This is a genomic window from Comamonas sp. MYb69 (assembly GCF_037479315.1).
GTDB lineage: Bacteria > Pseudomonadota > Gammaproteobacteria > Burkholderiales > Burkholderiaceae_C > Comamonas.
In genome coordinates, this window is the sequence record NZ_JBBGZG010000005.1 from 250,803 (window position 1) to 270,118 (window position 19,316).

The 19,316-nt window shown below is 62.7% G+C and carries 16 protein-coding genes and 2 tRNA genes; 4 read left to right on the forward strand and 14 right to left on the reverse strand.

Annotation, left to right across the window (positions count from 1 at the left end; all coding sequences use genetic code 11):
• The 7 genes from WH303_RS09390 to infA form a co-directional block, all read right to left on the reverse strand.
• Entirely contained in the window at window positions 1-2,103 is a 2,103-nt protein-coding gene (locus WH303_RS09390; RefSeq protein WP_339518126.1) for a hydantoinase/oxoprolinase family protein, read from the reverse strand.
• Window positions 2,104-2,530: 427 nt separating this feature from the next.
• Window positions 2,531-2,833, reverse strand: a complete 303-nt coding sequence (gene yfaE / locus WH303_RS09395; RefSeq protein ID WP_312988550.1) for a class I ribonucleotide reductase maintenance protein YfaE — start codon at window positions 2,831-2,833, stop codon at window positions 2,531-2,533.
• Window positions 2,830-3,963, reverse strand: a complete 1,134-nt coding sequence (gene nrdB, locus WH303_RS09400; RefSeq protein WP_339518127.1) for a class Ia ribonucleoside-diphosphate reductase subunit beta — start codon at window positions 3,961-3,963, stop codon at window positions 2,830-2,832. Before nrdB ends, yfaE begins: the two co-directional genes overlap by 4 nt.
• A gap of 14 nt (window positions 3,964-3,977) precedes the next feature.
• On the reverse strand, window positions 3,978-6,239 hold the full coding sequence (nrdA, locus tag WH303_RS09405) for a class 1a ribonucleoside-diphosphate reductase subunit alpha (protein ID WP_445228268.1): 2,262 nt from the start codon (window positions 6,237-6,239) through the stop codon (window positions 3,978-3,980).
• Between the two features lie 496 nt (window positions 6,240-6,735).
• A tRNA-Pro gene (locus WH303_RS09410) sits at window positions 6,736-6,812 on the reverse strand.
• Window positions 6,813-7,085: 273 nt separating this feature from the next.
• A tRNA-Pro gene (locus WH303_RS09415) sits at window positions 7,086-7,162 on the reverse strand.
• An 82-nt stretch (window positions 7,163-7,244) separates the two neighbouring features.
• Window positions 7,245-7,496: a translation initiation factor IF-1 gene (gene infA / locus WH303_RS09420; protein ID WP_021028051.1), complete on the reverse strand. Its 252-nt coding sequence runs from the start codon at window positions 7,494-7,496 to the stop codon at window positions 7,245-7,247.
• Window positions 7,497-7,950: 454 nt separating this feature from the next.
• Here infA and WH303_RS09425 point away from each other — a divergent pair, with 454 nt between their 5' ends.
• Both WH303_RS09425 and WH303_RS09430 read left to right on the forward strand, forming a co-directional pair.
• Window positions 7,951-8,433 carry an EVE domain-containing protein gene (locus WH303_RS09425; RefSeq protein WP_339518129.1) on the forward strand — a complete coding sequence of 161 codons (483 nt, stop codon included), beginning with the start codon at window positions 7,951-7,953 and terminating at the stop codon, window positions 8,431-8,433.
• 140 nt (window positions 8,434-8,573) lie between these two features.
• Window positions 8,574-8,888, forward strand: coding sequence for a DUF2322 family protein (locus WH303_RS09430; RefSeq protein ID WP_339518130.1), 315 nt, complete (start codon window positions 8,574-8,576; stop codon window positions 8,886-8,888).
• Here the strand turns inward: WH303_RS09430 and WH303_RS09435 are convergent.
• The 3 genes from WH303_RS09435 to WH303_RS09445 form a co-directional block, all read right to left on the reverse strand.
• Window positions 8,861-9,643: a glutamine amidotransferase gene (locus WH303_RS09435; protein WP_339518132.1), complete on the reverse strand. Its 783-nt coding sequence runs from the start codon at window positions 9,641-9,643 to the stop codon at window positions 8,861-8,863. The two genes, WH303_RS09430 and WH303_RS09435, sit on opposite strands and share 28 nt — an antisense overlap.
• A 94-nt stretch (window positions 9,644-9,737) precedes the next feature.
• Window positions 9,738-10,850, reverse strand: coding sequence for a YbdK family carboxylate-amine ligase (locus tag WH303_RS09440; protein ID WP_021028055.1), 1,113 nt, complete (start codon window positions 10,848-10,850; stop codon window positions 9,738-9,740).
• Window positions 10,840-12,147, reverse strand: coding sequence for a cation:proton antiporter (locus WH303_RS09445; protein WP_339518133.1), 1,308 nt, complete (start codon window positions 12,145-12,147; stop codon window positions 10,840-10,842). Before WH303_RS09445 ends, WH303_RS09440 begins: the two co-directional genes overlap by 11 nt.
• A gap of 744 nt (window positions 12,148-12,891) precedes the next feature.
• On the opposite strand from WH303_RS09445, the gene panS reads away from it, so the two are divergent.
• The gene (gene panS, locus WH303_RS09450) at window positions 12,892-13,845 is read left to right on the forward strand and encodes a ketopantoate/pantoate/pantothenate transporter PanS (RefSeq protein WP_339518134.1); all 954 of its coding nucleotides are present in this window, start codon (window positions 12,892-12,894) and stop codon (window positions 13,843-13,845) included.
• 22 nt (window positions 13,846-13,867) lie between these two features.
• Here panS and WH303_RS09455 read toward each other — a convergent pair whose 3' ends face one another.
• The 4 genes from WH303_RS09455 to WH303_RS09470 form a co-directional block, all read right to left on the reverse strand.
• Window positions 13,868-14,752 carry a TIGR03915 family putative DNA repair protein gene (locus tag WH303_RS09455; protein ID WP_339518135.1) on the reverse strand — a complete coding sequence of 295 codons (885 nt, stop codon included), beginning with the start codon at window positions 14,750-14,752 and terminating at the stop codon, window positions 13,868-13,870.
• Between the two features lie 11 nt (window positions 14,753-14,763).
• A complete protein-coding gene (locus WH303_RS09460; protein ID WP_339518136.1) occupies window positions 14,764-16,092 on the reverse strand; it encodes a putative DNA modification/repair radical SAM protein in 1,329 nt (442 codons plus the stop codon).
• Window positions 16,093-16,294: 202 nt separating this feature from the next.
• A complete protein-coding gene (locus WH303_RS09465; protein ID WP_445228272.1) occupies window positions 16,295-17,269 on the reverse strand; it encodes a tripartite tricarboxylate transporter substrate binding protein in 975 nt (324 codons plus the stop codon).
• A gap of 131 nt (window positions 17,270-17,400) precedes the next feature.
• Window positions 17,401-18,348, reverse strand: a complete 948-nt coding sequence (locus WH303_RS09470) for a tripartite tricarboxylate transporter substrate binding protein (RefSeq protein WP_339518224.1) — start codon at window positions 18,346-18,348, stop codon at window positions 17,401-17,403.
• Between the two features lie 266 nt (window positions 18,349-18,614).
• On the opposite strand from WH303_RS09470, the gene WH303_RS09475 reads away from it, so the two are divergent.
• Window positions 18,615-19,256, forward strand: coding sequence for a DUF2621 family protein (locus tag WH303_RS09475; protein WP_021028062.1), 642 nt, complete (start codon window positions 18,615-18,617; stop codon window positions 19,254-19,256).
• The last annotated feature ends 60 nt before the right edge of the window (window positions 19,257-19,316 follow it).

A 19,316-nucleotide genomic window follows, 5' to 3' on the forward strand; every position in this document is an offset into this window, starting at 1 on the left:
TCACACTCCGCTGTCCATGCGCTCGACCAGCATGCAGTCATCTGCCTGCAGCACCACCTTGAAGCCCGGGCTCACATAGGTCGAGGTTTCCTTCTCCACAATCACCACCGGGCCGGGCACGGCCTGCCCCCTTGGCAAGCCCAGGCGCTCATAGATATCGCAGGCGTAAAACTGCCCGAGCTTGCCGTCAAACACCTCGCGGCGGTCCAGCACCGTCCCGGCACCCTTTTGGGGCGTGCCGCCCTGCTGCAGCTCGGCCTTGGCCGGCGGCAAGGTCTTGGAACGCAAGGACAGTGCCCAACTCACCACCTCGATATCGAGCCCGTCGATCGCGTGGCCAAACAAGGCCACATAGTTCTGCACAAAGGCCGCGTTGAGCGCGGGCACGCTGTCCGGGCCAAAGTGCTGCACAGGCACCGACACAGGGATCTCCCAACCCTGGCCGCAGTAGCGCATAAAGGCGCGCAGCTCCTTGACGGTCTCGCCGTCGTAGCCGGTGTCGTGCAAAAAGGCGCTCACCTCGACCTCCATCTCGCGCAGCATGGCATTGACGGCCTCGCCATCAAACTGGCTCATGCGCATCACCGAGCTGCGCAGCGACTCATAGGCAAAGGGCGCGCGCAAAAAGCCAATGGCCGAGCCGACGCCGGCACCCGTCGGGATCAGCAGGCGATGGATGCCCAGCTTTTCACACAGCCGCACCGCATGCAACGGCGCTGCGCCACCGTAGGCGATCATCGTGTAGGCCTCCAGGTCCTGGCCGGACTCCACGGCATGCATGCGCGCGGCATTGGCCATGTTCTCGTCCACCACTTCGGCCACGGCGTAGGCCGCACGCACCGCGTCCAGGCCTTGCGCCTGGCCGACATGGGTGGCCATCGCATCTTGCGCGGCAGGCATGTTCAGCCGCATGCTGCCGCCGGCAAAGCGTGCCGGGTCCAGCTTGTGCAGCAGCAAGTCGGCATCGGTCACCGTGGGGCGCGTGCCGCCCCGGCCGTAACTGGCCGGCCCGGGCTCGGAGCCTGCGCTCTCCGGCCCCACGCGCACCTGGCGCATATCGTCCACATGGGCGATGGAGCCACCACCCGCGCCGATCTCGATCATCTCGATGACGGGGATGGAGATCGGCATGCCGCTGCCCTTTTTGAAGCGGTAGCTGCGCGCCACTTCAAACACCCGAGCGGTCTTGGGCACATGCTGGTCGATGAGGCAGATCTTGGCGGTGGTGCCGCCCATGTCAAAAGACACCACCTTGTCCTGGCCGTACTTGGCCGCAAAATCGCTGGCGTAGATGGCGCCACCGGCCGGGCCGGATTCGAGCAGGCGCACCGGGAACTCGGCCGCATTGGCCAGCGACATCAGCCCGCCGCCCGAGTGGATCAGGTAGAGCGGGCAATGCATGCCCTCTTCCACCAAGGCCTGGGCCAGGCGCTGCAGGTAGGAGGACATCAGCGGCTTCACATAGGCATTGGCGCAGACGGTGTTGAAGCGCTCGAACTCGCGGATCTGCGGCGAGACCTCGCTGGAGATGGACACCGACAGCTGGGGCAGCGCCTCTACAATCAGCGCGCGCACCCGCTTTTCATGGGCCGGGTTCTTGTAGCTGTGCATCAAGCCCACGGCCACGCTTTCATACTCGCCCCGGCGCAGCTGGGCAATCACGTCCTGCACCTCTGCCTCATCGAGCGGCTGCAGCTCCCGGCCCTTGGCATCGAGCCGGCCTTGCACGGTATAGCGGTGGTTGCGGGCAATCAGCGGCGCGGGCAGCTGGATGGCCAGGTCGTACTGCTCAAAGCGGCCTTCGTTGCGCATCTCGATCACATCGCGAAAACCTTCGCTGGTGATGAAGGCGGTCCTGGCGCCGCGCCGCTCAATCAGCGAATTGGTGGCCAAGGTGGTGCCGTGGATCACCGTGCCGATCTGCGATGGCGCAATCCCGGCCTGGGCCGCTGCCTGTTTGAGGCCGGTGACAATGGCGCGCTCGGGTTTTTCATAGTCCGTCAGGACCTTCTCGCTGAACAGGACGCCATCGACCTCGAGCGCGATATCTGTGAAAGTGCCGCCGATGTCTGCCCCGGCGCGTATGACTTGGCTTGTTGCCATCTGGTATCTCCGAATCATGCAAGCTGTGTGGATCAGAAGCTCTGATCTGGCAGCGATGATCAAGTGATCGCCCAGTCGGCGCAAACAAGAAATTCGAGGGCGGGCACAAGCTGTGCTTCGCGGGTAAAAACCATTACGCGCTAACCCGGTGGCTATGCACGGCAGCAGCGCAGCAATGCCTGGTTTTGGGTGGCTGATGCACCAGGCCAGCGCGCTGCTGCACCATGCGGCGGCAGCTTGCACCAATCAGGGCGGACAGGTGCTGTAAAACCGCCAAGAGATGCTTGTGTAAAGCTTGGAAGGACAGCAAAAAATGCGCGGCTATAGGCGCGCCAGGCCTTAGCGATAGACCGCCTTCAGGCACCGGATTCAGCCATAAAAAAAGCCCCAAGCAAAGCTTGGGGCCTGTGCGCAGAACGGCAGCCGACTACAAATCCAGGGCCAGCTGGCTCTTATCGTCAGCGCTGGTTTCCACTTGCCGAAGGCTGCATTCCACCTTGATGGGGGTCTTGACCACGCAGCAGCAGGGAACCACCTCATTGGGCCCGACAAAGGCCAGCGGCTCCTGGGTGTAGACGACTTCGCCCTCCACCAAGGTGAGGCGGCAGCTGCCGCAATAGCCACCACGGCACTGGTACTCCACATCGTGGCCCGTGCGCTCCAGCGCTTCGAGCAGGGTCTCCCCTGGCAGCACGCGTATGAGGGTGTCCGTGGTGCTGACCGTGGTCACAACTCGATTCCGCTCAGGTCATCGAGCGAGACTTCGGCGTTGATCTGGCCCACCAGGTAAGAGCTCAGCTCCACCTCTTGCGGGGCCACCTGCACGGTGTCGGACGACAGCCAGGTGTTGATCCAGGGGATCGGGTTGCTCTTGGCGTTCTCGAACGCGGGCTTGAGGCCGATCGCCGACATGCGGATATTGGTGATGTACTCCACGTACTGGCTCAGGATGTCCTTGTTGAGGCCAATCATCGAGCCGTCGCGGAACAGGTACTCGGCCCACTGCTTTTCCTGCATCGCCGCCGTCTTGAACATCTCAAAGCATTCCTGCTCGGTCTCCTTGGCGATCTTGGCAAAGTCCGGATCGTCCTGGCCCGAGCGCATGATGTTGAGCAAGTGCTGGGTGCCGGTCAGGTGCAGCGCTTCATCACGGGCAATCAGGCGGATGATCTTGGCATTGCCCTCCATCAGCTTGCGCTCGGCAAACGCGAAAGAGCAGGCAAAGCTCACATAAAAGCGGATGGCCTCCAGAATGTTCACATTCATCAGGCACAGGTACATCTTCTTCTTGAGCTGGTACACATCAATCTGGTGCACCACGCCATTGATCGTGTGGCTGCCTGCACCCAACTGGGCGTGCAGCATCGCATCACGGATCAGATCGTCATAGTAGGACGAGATATCGCCCGCGCGCAGCTTGATGCTCTCGTTGCGCATGATGTCGTCAAAGATCACCGAAGGATCGTTGACGATGTTGCGCAGGATGTGCGTGTACGAGCGCGAGTGGATGGTCTCGGAGAACGCCCAGGTCTCGATCCAGGTCTCCAGCTCGGGCAGCGACACCAGCGGCAGGAAGGCCATGTTGGGGCTGCGCCCCTGGATGGAGTCCAAGAGCGTCTGGTACTTCAGGTTGCTGATGAAGATGTGCTTTTCGTGGTCGGGCAGGTTCTGGTAGTCGATCCGGTCCTGCGTGATGTCTACTTCCTCAGGGCGCCAGAAAAACGAGAGCTGCTTTTCGATCAGCTTCTCGAAGATCGGGTACTTCTGCTGGTCGTAGCGGGCGACATTGACCGAATTGCCAAAGAACATCGGTTCCTTGAGCTGGTCATTGTCGACCTTGGAGAAGGTGCTGTATGCCATCGCCTTCTCTCCGCTTAGATCTTGCAGGCGCCGCTGGCGCAGTCGTCTTCTGCCGCTGCGCCCTGCATGTCTTCGGCACCGTCACGGGTGTTGTGGTAGTACAGGGTCTTGACACCAAACTTGTAGGCCTGCAGCAGGTCCTTGAGCAGTTGCTGCATCGGCACCTTGCCATCGGTAAAGCGCTGTGGGTCGTAGTTGGTGTTGGCCGAGATGGATTGGTCGACGAACTTCTGCATCAGGCCCACGAGCTTCAAGTAGCCATCGTTGTTGGGCATTTGCCAGAGCAGCTCGTACTGGCCCTTCAGGCGATCGATCTCCGGCACGACCTGGCGCAGGATGCCATCCTTGGACTGCTTGACCGAGACAAAGCCGCGTGGAGGCTCGATGCCATTGGTCGCGTTGGCGATCTGGCTGGAGGTCTCGGATGGCATCAGCGCCGTCAAGGTCGAGTTGCGCAGGCCGTGGGTCTTGATCTCGGCGCGCAGGGTTTCCCAGTCGAGGTGCAGGGGCTCATCGGTCAGCGCGTCGATGTCCTTCTTGTAGGTGTCGATCGGCAGGATGCCGGCCGCGTAGTTGGTCTCGGCAAAAGCGGTGCAAGGGCCGAACTCGCGCGACAGCTGCACCGAGGCCTTGAGCAGGTAGTACTGGATGGCTTCGAAGGTGCGGTGGGTCAGGCCATTGGCCGAACCGTCGGAGTAGCGCACGCCGTTCTTGGCCAGGTAGTAGGCGTAGTTGATCACGCCCACGCCCAGCGAACGGCGCTTTTCGGTCGCAATGCGGGCAGCGGCCACCGGGTAGTCCTGGTAGTCCAGCAGCGCATCGAGTGCGCGCACGATCAGGTCGGCCAGCTCTTCGAGCTCATCGGTCGATTCGAGCGCGCCCAGGTTGAAGGCGGACAGGGTGCACAGCGCAATTTCGCCGTTCTCGTCTTTGATGTCTTCGAGCGGGCTGGTGGGCAGCAGAATTTCCATGCACAGGTTCGACTGGCGCACAGGAGCGACGGCCGGGTTGAACGGGCTGTGGGTGTTGCAATGGTCCACGTTCTGGATGTAGATACGGCCGGTGCTGGCGCGCTCTTGCATCATCAGCGAGAACAGCTCCACCGCTGGCAGGGTGCGCTTGCGGATGGATTCGTCGGCCTCGTACTTGACGTACAGCTCTTCGAACTTGTTCTGGTCAGCAAAGAAGGCCTCGTACAGACCGGGCACATCATGGGGCGAGAACAGGCTGATGCTCTGGCCCTTGATCAGGCGCTGGTAGAGCATGCGGTTGATCTGGATACCGTAGTCCAGATGGCGGATGCGGTTTTCCTCGACGCCACGGTTGTTCTTGAGCACCAGCAGCGACTCGGCTTCCAGGTGCCACAGCGGGTAGAACAAGGTGGCGGCACCACCGCGCACGCCGCCCTGCGAGCAGGACTTGACGGCCGACTGGAACATCTTGAAGAAAGGCAGGCAGCCGGTGTGCTGCGCCTCGCCGCCCCGGATCTCGCTGCCCAGCGCGCGGATGCGGCCGCCGTTGATGCCGATACCGGCGCGCTGCGAGACGTACTTGACAATCGCGCTGGTGGTGGCATTGATGCTGTCGAGGCTGTCATCGCACTCGATCAGCACGCAGGAGCTGAACTGGCGCAGCGGTGTGCGCACGCCCGACATGATGGGCGTGGGCAGCGAAATCTTGAAGCGCGAGACGGCGTCATAGAAGCGCTTGATGTACTGCAGGCGGCGGTCTGCCGGGTACTTGGCAAACAGGCTCATCGCCACCAGCACATACAGAATCTGCGGGCTCTCGTAGATGCGCTTGGTCACCCGGTTTTGCACCAGGTACTTGCCTTCGAGCTGCTTGACGGCTGCGTACGAGAAGTCCATATCGCGCCAGTGGTCGATGAAACCATTGATCTCGTCGTACTCTTCGCGGCTGTAGTCGGCCAGCAGGTGCGGGTCGTACTTCTTGAGCTCGGTGAGCTTTTGCACGTGGTCGTACAGGTGCGGCGGCTCGAACTGGCCAAAGGCGATCTTGCGCAGGTGGAAGATCGCCAGGCGCGCTGCCACGTACTGGTAGTCCGGTGCGTCTTCGGAGATCAGGTCGGCCGCAGACTTGATGATGGTTTCATGGATCGCATCGGTGCGGATGCCGTCATAAAACTGGATATGCGACTGCAGCTCGATCTGTGAGACCGACACATTGCTCAGGCCTTTGGCCGCCCAGTCAATCACCCGGTGGATTTTGTCGAGGTCGATAGGCTCAACGCGACCGTCACGCTTGGTGACTCTCATAGTGCTTGTCTGGTTCATTTGCGATGTTTCTAATGGGATAAAAAACGCAGGACCACGGGCGCAAGACGCGGCAGTCCCGCGCCAAAACGCACCAGGCATGGCTGGCGCGTTTTGGCTGGCGCGAGACCAGCATCAATAAACCTGTGGGGGAAGCGGTGGACACTACATATGGTGTCTATGGGCTTGAGTGTACGCTACCTGTAGCGTTCTTGGCAGCAGAAAATCAGGCCCGATTTCTGCTAGGCACTGGCTGTTTCAGCGAAGAATGCAGCAAAATCAACGCGCAGGGATCCGGTAAATATATGTATCCGGGTGGGCACATTCCCGGTGATGAAGAGGGCATCATCCCCCCATGTTGATGGCGATCACCATCTGGTTGATCGCCTGGCCCATCAAGCCATAGACCAAGCTGCATGGCGGGGGGTACTTCGCCCTTTTGCAGCAGCGCCCAAACGAAAAACCTGCTGCACTTGCGTGCAACAGGTTTCGATAAGGATGGTCGGAGCGGTGGGATTCGAACTCACGACCCTCTGCTCCCAAAGCAGATGCGCTACCAGGCTGCGCTACGCTCCGACTAAGCCGCTATTGTATATCGAGCCGGAGCCACTTCCGGCGAAAAATGATTACTTTGACAACTTTTCATCTGCTGGGGCGGTTGGCGAGACAGCCGCCCTGCCCGCTGCGCAGCAAAAACGGGAGGGCCGCGCCAAGCGCCGTGCATGAAGCAGAATGTGAAAGATGGTTGCCGGCACTCCATCAGAATAAACCGCGCCATATCGCAAATTGCCAAGCATTGCCAAAACAAAAAACCTGCTGCATTTGCATGCAACAGGTTTTTAAATGGAATGGTCGGAGCGGCGGGATTCGAACTCGCGACCCTCTGCTCCCAAAGCAGATGCGCTACCAGGCTGCGCTACGCTCCGACTAAGCCGTTATTGTAACCAGGGTTTGGGCAGCTGCATTTCGTATTTGACGATTTTTTTACAGCGGCCAGCACCCATGCGGTTAACGTTGTTGGGTCGGCGCCGGGCCACGGCCAGGCAGGTGACGGAAAGTGATGCGGCCCTTGCTCAGATCGTAGGGCGACATCTCCAGCGACACCTTGTCACCGGCCAGAATGCGAATGTGGTGCTTGCGCATTTTGCCGCCTGTGTAGGCAATCAGCTCGTGGCCGTTGTCCAGCTTCACGCGAAAGCGCGAATCGGGCAGCACTTCGGTCACGGAGCCTTGCATCTCAATCAGTTCTTCTTTAGCCATATAAGTCGACGAATCCTTGTCTAGTGGTGCATGTGCGAAACCGGTTCGCCATGCTGTTCTCAGTGCCACCAACAAGCGGTGGCTCTCTCCATGGTTCGGGAGGGCCTTGTCAACTCTCGCCACCCAAGGGGCAAGGGCCTGCAAGGCAACCAAGCGGATATCTGCCAGCCCGACAACGGGGCGCAACAGCCAGCATCCCACACAATATTGACGGCGCAGCTGCCAGGGCAGCCAGCGCCTCCAAGCTATAAAAGCTTGCAAAGCTCTCTATTGTACTATGTTGCCGCCAATTCCGCTGTGGCTTGTCTCGTATAAACGCCGCCGGTGATCCGCAGGCCCGCATGGCTGTGCTGGCAGCAGCAGCGCCGGCGCATCGTTTAGCATGGCGCATGCATGCGCGGCTGGCTCCAGGCCGTGCCACCCAATGGCTCCCACCCCGTCACCAACGAACACCATGAACGCTGCATCCCCCCGCTACTGGCTGATGAAAAACGAGCCGGACGAATATGCGATCGACCATGCGCTCAGCGCCCCTGATGCCACCATTGCCTGGGATGGGGTGCGCAATTACCAGGCGCGCAATTTCATGCGCGATGACATGCAGGTGGGTGACGGTGTGCTGTACTGGCATTCGAGCTGCGCCGAGCCCGGTATTTACGGCATCGCCCGCATTGCAGGCCGGCTGCGGCCCGATACCAGCCAGTTTGACCCGCAGTCCAAATACTATGACCCCAAGTCCAAGCCGGAGGCCCCGCGCTGGTTGATGCGCGATGTGCAGGCACTGCGCAAGATCGTGCCGATCACGGTGGCTGCATTGCGCCAGTACCCAGAGCTGCAAGACATGCGCGTGCTGCAAAAAGGCAATCGCCTGTCGATCACGCCGGTGGATGAGGTGCATTGGCGCTTTATCATGGACCTGGTGAAGGCACAGGGCTAACGACGGCTGAAGGCGGCAGGACGGCCGCCCTGCCCCCGTTGGCGGCAAGCGCTGTTGCATAATACAAAACCCGTGAGCTGCCCATGCAATAAGCACCGGCAGCTATTTTTTTGATATCACTTCTGCGCCCAGGAATCCCCATGGCTTTTGCTGACAACCTCCAGTCCCTGCCCTCCATCGACCATATCGCCGAGCTGCAACTGATCGCTGCCGATGGCCAGGTGGCGGCCACCATTCCCAATGCACCGGGCAAAGCCGGTTCGGTCAAGGTCTACAACGCGCTGGCAGCCAAGCATGGCGGCATCAATGTGGCAGCGGCCGAAGAAGGCCTCACGATCTTTGCCGAGCACACGGACGACGCCAAGGCCCGCCCCGGCGCGCACCCCAATATCGACCGCCTGCTGGAGGTGATCGCCTCTGGCAAGGGCTATACCGTCAAGATCGTCTCGGCCTGAGGCAGCTGGGCCGCTTGCAGTGCCGGCGCAGCTGCTGGCTGGGTGGCATAGGCGGCCACAAAGCGCTGCAGCATCTGTTGGGGCACAGGCGTGTCGCTCAGCTGCTCCAGCATCGCCGCCGGGTCAAAGCCTTCCGATTGCAGCGCCTGCGCGCGCAGTTGGATGCAGGCGGCAGCCACCGCCGGGCTGAACTCCGGATGGAACTGGGTGGATACCGCATGGGGCCCATAGCGCACCACCTGGTGCGGGTCATGGGCCGATCTGGCCAGCACCCGGGCGCCGGGTGGCAACTCCAACACGGTCTGCATATGGGTCAGATTCGCTTTGAACTGCGGGCCTGAGCCTGCGAGCAAGGCCTCGTGCTCTGCGCCGGGCAGCAGCGCAATATCCAGGCAACCCATCTCGCGGCCTTGCGGGTGGTAGTCCACCCGGCCACCGAGCGCATGGGCCATCAGCTGGTGGCCGTAGCAAATGCCAAAGAGCGGCATCTCCCGCGCCATCGCCTCCCGTATCCATTGGGCGGTCGCCTCGCTCCAGGGCAGCAGGTCCGTCACCATCGCCCAGGAGCCGGTGATGATCGCCGCGCTGTGCGCGTCATGCGGCGGCAAGGGTTCACCCTCAAACACCCGCACCACCGTGAAGGCAGGCCCAGCGGCAAGAACGGCGGAGAACCACAGTGGCAAATCGCCGACCTGGGCACGGATGTCGTCGGGCGGTGTGCCGACCTGGATGAGCAGCAGAGATTTTTCAGACACGGTTGAAGGCATAAAGAATGGCTGGCCCATGCACTGTAATGCAGGCCAGCCCCGGATCGCCTTCAAGCCGGTGGATTTAATGGGCGGTTTTGCTTCAGTATCGGAAGCGCAAGGTCGACTGGCGCACCACCTCAGGGAGCTGCTGGGCCTGCGCATAGGCTTCGCGCAGGCGGCTCGCATCGTTGACGCCTTCGTTGACGGTCTTGCGCAACTGCTGCAAGGCCTCCTTGCTGTTCTCCGGCACATAGGACTGGATACGCTGCAAGGTGAGCAAGATATGCTCGCGCAGCCCAAACGATTCGCTGGTCGCCGGGTCCACATAGGCGCCTTCGAGGCCAAAACGGCAGGCCTGGAAGCGGTTGTAGGTGTAGACCAGGTAGTCGTCCTCACTGGGCTCGAACGGCTCCTCGGCCAGGAACCAGGCCCCCAGCGCCTGCACATAGGCAGCAAGCGCCACGGCGCGCTCGATGGACAGCGGTGTGTCAAACACCCGCACCTCCACCGTACCAAACTCAGGCTTGGGCCGGATATCCCAGTAGAAGTCCTTCATGCTGTGGATCACGCCGGTGGCGGTCATCTTGTCGTAGTAGCGCTCAAAGTCCTCCCAGTGCAGCGCAAACGGTGCCCGGCCCGAGAGCGGAAACGCAAACACCGAATTGAGCCGGGCAGAATCAAAGGCCGTGTCCTGCCCCTGCACAAAGGGGCTGGAGGCCGACAGCGCAATAAAGTGCGGGATATAGCGCGAGAGCCGGTGCAGCATCATCAAGGCCGCATCGGCCCCGGGGCAGCCCACATGCACATGCTGGCCAAAGATGGTGAACTGCTTGGTGAGGTAGCCGTAGAGCGCGGTGATCTCCTTGAAGCGCGGCTTGTTGTAGATGCGCTGCTGGTGCCACTGCTGAAACGGGTGCGTGCCGCCGCCGGCCAGCGCAATATTGAGTTTGTCTGCGGCCTTGACCAGCGCGTCGCGCGTGACGCTCAGCTGCTGGTACGCATCCTGGGCGTCGGTGCAGATGCCGGTCGATATCTCGATCATGCTGGTGGTCACCTCGGGCACGATGGAGCCGGGCACCTGCGCGTTTTTCAGCAGGGCCAGCATATCGGGGGCATAGGGCGTCAGGTCATAGTGGTTGGTGTTGACCAGCTGCAGCTCCAGCTCGACGCCGAGCGTCAAGGCCTCGGACTGGTGGAAGGCTTCAAGCGTCATGGCGTTTCTCCTTGCTGGTGAGGGCGGACAGGCCGATGCCGCGGTGCGCCTCGCCACTGCGCCACAAAGCGAGCGAGGCCAGCAGCACGCCGATCACCTCGCACAGCACAATCATCGGCAGCGCGATGGACGACACGCTCACTGCCACTTCGGGGTTGATGGATGCCCATTGCGCCACCTGGGCCGAGGCCAGCAGCAAGGCGAGACCTGAGCTGGGCGACTGCGCGCAGGCCACAGGCCACTGGCGCAACCAGCCAATGCCGGTGCCCGCACCCAAGAGCAGCACGCCGCCCATCTTGCCCACCAGCCGCGCCAGACTGACGGCAGCGACCAGGCTGATCAGCGCCGCGCTGGGTGCAATCTGGCCGGCCATGCTGGCCACCAGCACAAACATCAGCAAGTTGAGCATGGTGTTGCCGGCCATAAAGGCCGAGGGCCAGACCATGGGCTTGGGGCTCAGGTTGCGCAGCATCACCCCGGCCAGCACAAAGCCCAGCGCGGCCGACCCACCCAGGCGCTCGGCCATCAGGCTGGCTGCCACCAAGACCGCAATCATGTAGAGCGCGGTGGAATCGCTGCGCGAGGATTGCCAGCGCAGCACCGGCCACAGCGCGGCGGTGGTCAGCAGTGCCCACAGCAGGGTCAAACCCAGGCTCCACAGCAGATGGCCCATGCCGGCTGCCGTCAGCACCAGGCCCGATTGGGCATCGGTGCCGGCGACGGGCGACCAGGCCACGGTGACCACGAGGCCCAGCACCAGCGCATACATGCAGCCCAAGGTGGCCATCAGCAAGCTGCGGTCGGTCACGGCGCCGCTGGAGCGCAGATCGGCCGAGATGCGCAGCAGCACCGATGGCGAGGCGGCCATGGCCACCACGCCCACCCCCAGCGACACGGCCCAGCCCATGCCCAGCAGTTGCAAGGTGGCGGTGACCAGCACCAGCGCAGCCAGCGATTCGACCAGGCTTTGCAGCAGCAAAAATGGCTGTCGCACCAGCCATTTGAGCGAGATCTGTGACGCGGCAATCAACATGCTGGTACCCACTGCGGTGTGCAGCAGCACCTGGGTATTGCCCTGCAGCGGCCAGGGCAGATCGCCAAAGCCGAGCCAGCCAGCCAGCAGGCCCACGACCGTATAGCCCAGCATGCGCGGAAAACCGCTGAGTCTGAAAACCATGTGCCCGGCCAGCGCTGCCGCCGCGACCAGCACGCACCAACTCATCAAGGGGCCCACACTGTGTTCAAGCCAGCCGCCGATCTGCGGCAGCGGCATGGAAGATGCTGCTTGGGGTGGCATATCTGCACCCTCCTCCAAAAAAGTGTGTCCAGCGCGCAGGCCGCCTGGCACAAAGCTATAGATGGTCTGGCAGTGCCGCTCTGTGGGGGACCAGCTTTGACAGCCAGTTCAGGACGCGCATTGCGAGACGGGGGATGCAGCCGCACGGTGCCCAGGCACCTTGTTGCAGTTATGCATCAGATCGTTAACCAATCTCAACAACTCTACTGGATGATCTACCGATTGCCACCACAGCATGCCGGCGCTGGGCACAAAAAGCCTGCAGTCCTACAATACAGGCCGCGTGAGCCGCTCTTTTTACCAGGCTGGTGCGCCAAGCACCCAGCCCCGCATTGGCGCCCAAGCGTGCTATTTGGAACGTAGCATGCGGTGGGTACAAAAGATGCCAGCATTCCATCGTTCAGCTGCACTGGCAAGCCCGGTGCCTGCACCTGCCCCAGCACCGCCAGGCCTTGCGCACCTATATCCGACTGCGCCGTGATGCCACCGGCCGCTCGCCCCAACCAGTTGCAGCCGTAACCGTATGATCGCGGCTCTGATGCGGCCAGCCACAAGCTCCCAGCGCCTGCCCGCTACCCACCGGTAGCGCCGCGTTCACCGCCCTTTTGCTGCCCCGGACCGCTATCCCCTGCCCGGCCAGCACAGCCGCGGCCACGCATCAACCACTCCCTGCTTTTTGGCCCCTGTGCAACCGGCTTTGTCCCTCTGCGCAGTCTGGGGCCCGTTTTTGGTCTGGATATTTCCGTGCTTGCCTTGTTGACCCGTCTTTTCCCCGTCTGGGCGGCTGTGATGGCGCTGATCGCCTACAGCGCGCCTTCGGCTTTCCTGGGCTTCAAGCCCCACATCGCCCAGCTGCTGATGCTGATCATGTTTGCGATGGGCGTAACCCTGCGCGTGGCCGATTTCAGCCGCGTGCTGCAGCGCCCGGCCCCGATTGCGGCGGGACTGTTCCTGCACTACCTCATCATGCCCCTGGCCGCCTGGCTGATTGCCAAGGCGCTGAACATGCCGCCCGAGCTGACGGCAGGCATGGTGCTGGTGGGCAGCGTGGCGAGCGGCACGTCATCCAATGTGATGATTTTTCTCTCCAAGGGCGATGTGGCGCTGTCGGTCACGATCAGTGCGCTGTCGACCCTGGTGGGGATTGTGGCCACGCCACTGCTCGCGCGCCTCTACATCTCGGCCTCGATCGATGTGCCGGTCAGCGCCCTCCTGATGGAGATTGCGCAGATCGTGCTGCTGCCCATTGGCCTGGGCCTGCTGCTGAACCATTTTTGGCATGCGCAGATCAAGCGCATCGAGCGCCTGCTGCCCCTCGTATCGATGGTGGCGATCTTGTTGGTGCTCTCCACCGTGGTGGCCTTGAGCCGTGACCGCATTGCCACCGTCGGCGGCGTCGTGGTGGCGGGCGTCATTGCGCACAACCTGATCGGCTACCTGGGTGGCTACTGGGGTGGTCGCCTGCTGGGCTTTGACAAATCGGTCTGCCGCACCCTGGCGATCGAGGTGGGTATGCAGAACTCGGGCCTGGCAGCCAGCCTGGGCGCCAAGTTCTTCAGCCCCATGGCCGCGCTGCCGGGTGCCATTTTCTCGGTCTGGCACAACATATCGGGCTCGCTGCTGGCCGGTTACTGGTCCAGCCGCCCCACGGGCACGGCCAATGACCATGTGCGCCGAGAAGACGTCTCGCTGCACTGATCTTGCAGATCCGCAGGCCTGATCAGGCGCGTTCAGCGGCTGGCTGCGCCGCCAGCATCAGCCCGGTGCGGCTGCGCGCACCTGTGACCAGGCCGCTGATCAGCTGCGTCTCGGGCAGGTTCTTCCAGTAGCGGCGCGGCATCTCGCGCAGCATGGCCTGCTCCTTGAGGCGCGCCGGGTTGAAGGTCGATTGGTAATAGGCCAACCACAGCGCTTCGCCCGCATCGGGGCCCGGTGCCTGGGCTTGCGTGGCGCCAGGCCCCCATTGCAGGCATTCCTGGTCCCAGAGCACGCTGCAGTCCGGCGTCAGAATCGCCCAGCGCATATTGCTAAAGCGCTCCCTGAAAAAGCCCGAGGCGGCGCGCACGATGTGGTGCTCGGGCTCGAACCAGGCCACATGCAGCGGCGCGCCCTTCTCGTCCTGCGCGGGCCGAAAGCGAACAAAGGCATGCATCTTGTGGATCTCGCGCCCCACCGCACGGGCCAGGCGCTCAATCTCGCGCCAATCGGCATCCAGCGCATCGCCCGCCAGGCTGGGCATGGCCTGCAGCCGCCACAGCCAGCGGTAGCACAGCATAAAGCGTCCCGGGTTGCGGTGGCAGCAGGCATGGCGCAGCACGGCCAGCTGGGGTTTGCGGATATGCACCGGCTGGCCGGGTGCGATGGCCAAACGGTCCAGCGCATCGGGGGTGATAACGCGGGCTGGGGCATCGGTACTAGCATCGGCAGCAGCATCCGCAAACAAATCACCATCCTCGGCCTGGGTGGCCAACGTATCCGACCAGCGCCAATGCACCAGCTCGGGCGCTGCGCCCAGGGCCAGCAATACCCGCGCCGCTTGGCGGAAGCCGGCAAAGTCATCCGGTGCGTCCAACATCACCGTCAAGCTGTCGTTCTCTGCCTGCATGCCTGGCCTCCTCAAAACAGGGCTATCTGCGCCGCAGCCGCCAACTGCATGCCGCTGTGCCGGCGCTGCACGGCGCCCTGCCCCATCTGGGCCAGCAGCTGTTGGCGCAAGCTCGGGCTGTCGAGCATGGCCAGCGGCGGGTGGTAGTCGTCGAGCTCGACAAAAGGCAGCACCTTGCTGGTAGCCACACGCAGCTGCTGCAGATCGGCCAGCCGCAGCCGGCGCACCTTGCGGGCAGCCAGCAGACGCTCGACACTGCCGACACCCAAGCCCGGCACCCGCAGCAGCCAGGCCTTGGCCGCACGGTTCAAATCCACCGGGAAATGCTGGCGCTGCGACAGCGCCCAGGCGAGCTTGGGGTCTAGCTCCAGATCGAGCATGCCGCCGGCCGCTGGTGCGGTAATTTCTGCCGGGCTGAAACCGTAGAAGCGCATCAGCCAATCGGCCTGGTAGAGCCGGTGTTCGCGGATCAGCGGCGGCGCCTGCAGCGGCAGATCGGACGAGGCATCGGGGATGGGGCTGAAGGCCGAGTAGTAGACCCGGCGCAGGCGCTGGCCGGTGTAGAGCGCGCTGCTGGTGAGCAGAATGGTCGCATCATTGGCACTGTCGGCGCCGACAATCATCTGCGTGCTTTGGCCGGCCGGCGCATAGCTGGGCGCTGCGGCCCGGGCGGCCTGGCGCTGGCGGGGCAGCGATACCAGCTTGCTGCCCTGCTGATCCTGCCTCTGCTGCCGCGCGACCTCGATATGTTCTGCCACCTGGTGCATGGCCGAGGCAATGCCAACGGCATCCTTCTCGGGCGCCAATTGCTGCAGACCCTGCTGCGTGGGCAGCTCGATATTGATGCTGAGCCGGTCTGCATAGCGGCCCGCGAGGGCCAGCAACTCGGGGGAAGCATCCGGAATCGTCTTCAGATGGATATAGCCGCGAAAATCATGGTCCTCGCGCAGGCTGCGCGCCACCTCCACCAGCTGCTCCATGGTGTAGTCCGACGACTGGATGATGCCGCTCGACAAAAACAGGCCCTCTATACAGTTGCGGCGGTAAAAGTCCAAGGTCAGGCCCACCACCTCGGCCGCGCTAAAGCGCGCACGCTGCACATTGGAGCTTTTGCGGTTGATGCAGTAGCGGCAGTCGTAGATGCAGAAGTTCGTCAGCAGAATCTTGAGCAGCGAGACGCAGCGGCCATCGGGCGTATAGCTGTGGCAGATGCCCATGCCCTCGGTCGAGCCCATCCCCTTGCCGCCCAGGGAGTTGCGGGGCTTGCTGCCGCTCGATGCGCAGCTGGCATCGTATTTGGCGGCATCGGCCAGGATCTGAAGTTTGGCGAGGGTTTGCATAGATACTGTGTATATGTACAGTATTCTAGCAAAACCCCCACAGCTTCGCCAGTGCGGGCGCGGTCCCGCTTGGGGAAGCGCCCCCTCTGGGATGGCTGGAGGCGTGGGCCGGTTGAAGGTAGATTCTTGCAAATACTGTATATAAATACAGTTATCTCCAAAACCAATACCGTCTCAACGCCATTCGGCCATCAATGCTGGATCAAGCCTGCGGCCCCAGCTTGGCCAGCACGGCCTTTTCCTTGACGGTGGACTCGGCGGCAAACTTTTTGTAATCAGCGCTGTTCATGTAGATCGGCAGCATCTCAAAGCGCTGCAGCATGGCCTGGTAGCTTTCCATCTCCATCGCTTGCTTGAAGGCTTTGTGCAAGGCAGCTTGCACATCAACCGGCATGCCCTTGGGGCCCACCAGGCCAAAGGGCGAATACTGCGTGGTCGGCAGGCCCAGTTCGATCAAGGTGGGGGTGTTGGGCAAGGTCGGCAGGCGCTTTTCGGTCCAGACATTCAAGGCGACCATGCGGCCCTGGTCCACATAGGGGATGACGGCGCTGGTGTCTGCCGCGACCATCACCTCGCCCGCCATCGTGGCGCGCATCAGCTCGGACGAGCCCTTGTAGGGCACATGCACCACATCCAGGCCCAGCTGCTGCGCAATGATGGCCGAGGTGACGTGGGGGGACGTGTAGGTGCCGGTATTGCCCAAGGTCAGCTTGCCAGGATTGGCCTTGGCCCAGGCCACCACATCCTGCCAGCTCTTGAGGCCGGACTGGGTGCTGGCCACCATGCAGAACGCATAGCCGGTGACATTGATGATGTAGCTCAGGTCCTCCACCGGGTTCCATTTGAGGCCGGTGGTAAAGGGCAGGCGCATCACGCTCATCGGCAGCTGGGCGATGGTGTAGCCATCCGCTGCCGTGTTCTGCAGCTGGGTTGCGGGCAGCGAGCCAGCAGCGCCGGGGCGGTTCTCCACCACAATCGGCTGGCCCAGCACCTTGGCGGCGTTCTCGGCCAGTTGGCGCATCGTCAGATCGGTCGGCCCACCGGCCGGAAAAGCCACTACCAGCTTGATCGCCCGGGTGGGAAAGGTCTTGCTGGCATGGGCCAGCGATGCGCCCGCCCCCATCCATGCACCGGCTGCCGTGGCAGCCCCCGCTTGCAGCATGCTTCTGCGCGTCAACACCATATCTTTGTCTCCATTTCGGTCTATAGGCGACAAAGAGTGTAGAAAAGCGCAGCCAGGCGCCGCGACGCCTGGGCGACATGGTCGGTGGCGCGTAAGGACTCTGGCTGCGAGCCCCGGTGGTAGCCCTATTCCACCGTCGCGCCCGACTGCTTGACTGCCTTGCCCCACTCGGCGATTTCGCTGGCCACAAAGCGGTCCATCTCCGGGCCACTGGTCGGCGCGGGCTCGGAGCCCCGGTCGCGGATGAACTTCTGCATCTCGGGGCTGCTGAGGATGGCCACCGTCTCTTGGTTCAGCTTGTCGACGATGGCTTTGGGCGTGCCCTTGGGAGCCATCAGGCCCAGCCAGCCCACGGCCTCAAAGCCCTTGAACTCCGGCAGGCCCGATTCAGCAATCGTGGGCACCTGAGGCAGCTGGCTGGAGCGCGTGGCAGACGTCACCCCCAGCGGCACGGCCTTGCCGGCCTGGATATTGGCCAATGCGGCGGTGACCGAATCGACCATCAGCGGCACCTGGTTGCCCAGAAAATCCGCCTGGGCCGGGCCGCTGCCTTTGTAGGGAATATGTTCGATCTGCAGCGCCGCGCGGGCCTTGACCATCTCCGCGCTCAAATGCTGGGTGCCGCCAATGCCGGCGCTGGCATAGCTCAGTTTGCCCGGCTCTGCGCGGGCCTTGGCGACCAGGTCGTTCATGCTTTTGATGCCACTGGCCGGGTTGGCCAGAAAGACCAGGGGCACCTTGGCGATCAAGCTGATGCCGACCAGGTCCACTCGGGGATCGAAGTTCACCTTTTTGTACAGGGTCTGGTTCACCGCCATCGCGCTGCCCGCGACCAGCAAGGTGTAGCCGTCGGCCGCGCTGCGCGCCACCTGCTCGGAGCCGATATTGCTGCCCGCGCCGGCTTTGTTCTCTACCACCAGCGGCTGGCCGAGCTTCTGCCCCAGCATGTCGGCCAGCGCACGGGCAAAGATATCGGTGGCCTGGCCGGGCGGGAACGGCACGATCAGCTTGATGGGCTTGTCCGGATAGGCAGCAAGGGCCGGGCTGGCTGCAACGGCCAAACTAGCGGCCATCGCCAATGCGGCAGCAGAAGTGAGCGCGTGGGGGGTCATGGGTTGGGTCTCCTGATGGGCTGCAGCGGCATTGGCGAGAAGTGCCGATGCGCTGCGCAAGCTTTGTTTAGCCGGGATCTTCGCCCATCCAGAGGCGAATGGGCAGCCTGGGCTGTCTCCAAGACAACTGCCAGTGGCTCTGCCAGAAATGACATCCATGATCAGTTCTGATCAAAGCACTGCCCGGGCGGCTATCATCGGCGCTGTTATTTTTATCCCCGCATGCCATGTTTTTCGGAATCAGCCACCTTGTCCTTCCCTGCAGCGATCTGGAAAAGGCCACGCATCTCTGGCGTGATGTGATCGGCTTTGCCGCTGCGCGCAGCGGCGAGGGCTATGTTGATATCGACACCGGCAGCGCCTTGCTGCGGCTGCTGCAGGTGCCCAAGGTGGAGTCGCAGACAAGCCTGCGCCTGCAGGTGGCCGATGTGGCCCAGGCCTACCAAGCCCTGTTGGCGGCAGGCAGCAGCTCTCGCTATGCGCCGATGCGCACCCCCGAGCTGGAAGAAATGGCCTGTGTGAGCGATGCCGATGGCCATGCCATCGTGCTCTGGCGCGCCTTGACCGAAGACGAATGGGGCTTTGTGCCCGAGCTGCCCAAGCAAGGCGAATGGACCGCCGATGCCGAGGACCTGCTGCAACGCCTGCTCGCCCATGTGCCGGCGTTCTTTCGCATGCTGGCCCGGCGCAAGACCACCCGCGTCATCGAGCAACTGGCGCAAGAGGCGCGCAGCCCCGTCACCCGCGATTGGGTCATCAAAGGCTATATCACCGCATCGGCCAAGGTCACACGCTTTCGCCTGGTGGAGCCGCTGCGCGCTGAAGGTATCGACCTGGATGACTACCGGGCGGAGTTTGACTATGAGTAAACCCATGCCGTGGTCTGCACGGCATTGAACGCTGGGCGCACAGGCAAAAAAAGACAGCTC

Coding starts and splice junctions, on each gene's coding strand:
- WH303_RS09390 (WP_339518126.1), bottom strand. CDS start 2,103: ATGGCAACAAGCCAAGTCATACGCGCCGGGGCAGACATCGGCGGCACT.
- nrdB (WP_339518127.1), bottom strand. CDS start 3,963: ATGGCATACAGCACCTTCTCCAAGGTCGACAATGACCAGCTCAAGGAA.
- nrdA (WP_445228268.1), bottom strand. CDS start 6,239: ATGAGAGTCACCAAGCGTGACGGTCGCGTTGAGCCTATCGACCTCGAC.
- infA (WP_021028051.1), bottom strand. CDS start 7,496: ATGGCTAAAGAAGAACTGATTGAGATGCAAGGCTCCGTGACCGAAGTG.
- WH303_RS09425 (WP_339518129.1), top strand. CDS start 7,951: ATGAACGCTGCATCCCCCCGCTACTGGCTGATGAAAAACGAGCCGGAC.
- WH303_RS09430 (WP_339518130.1), top strand. CDS start 8,574: ATGGCTTTTGCTGACAACCTCCAGTCCCTGCCCTCCATCGACCATATC.
- WH303_RS09440 (WP_021028055.1), bottom strand. CDS start 10,850: ATGACGCTTGAAGCCTTCCACCAGTCCGAGGCCTTGACGCTCGGCGTC.
- WH303_RS09445 (WP_339518133.1), bottom strand. CDS start 12,147: ATGCCACCCCAAGCAGCATCTTCCATGCCGCTGCCGCAGATCGGCGGC.
- WH303_RS09455 (WP_339518135.1), bottom strand. CDS start 14,752: ATGCAGGCAGAGAACGACAGCTTGACGGTGATGTTGGACGCACCGGAT.
- WH303_RS09460 (WP_339518136.1), bottom strand. CDS start 16,092: ATGCAAACCCTCGCCAAACTTCAGATCCTGGCCGATGCCGCCAAATAC.
- WH303_RS09470 (WP_339518224.1), bottom strand. CDS start 18,348: ATGGCCGCTAGTTTGGCCGTTGCAGCCAGCCCGGCCCTTGCTGCCTAT.
- WH303_RS09475 (WP_021028062.1), top strand. CDS start 18,615: ATGTTTTTCGGAATCAGCCACCTTGTCCTTCCCTGCAGCGATCTGGAA.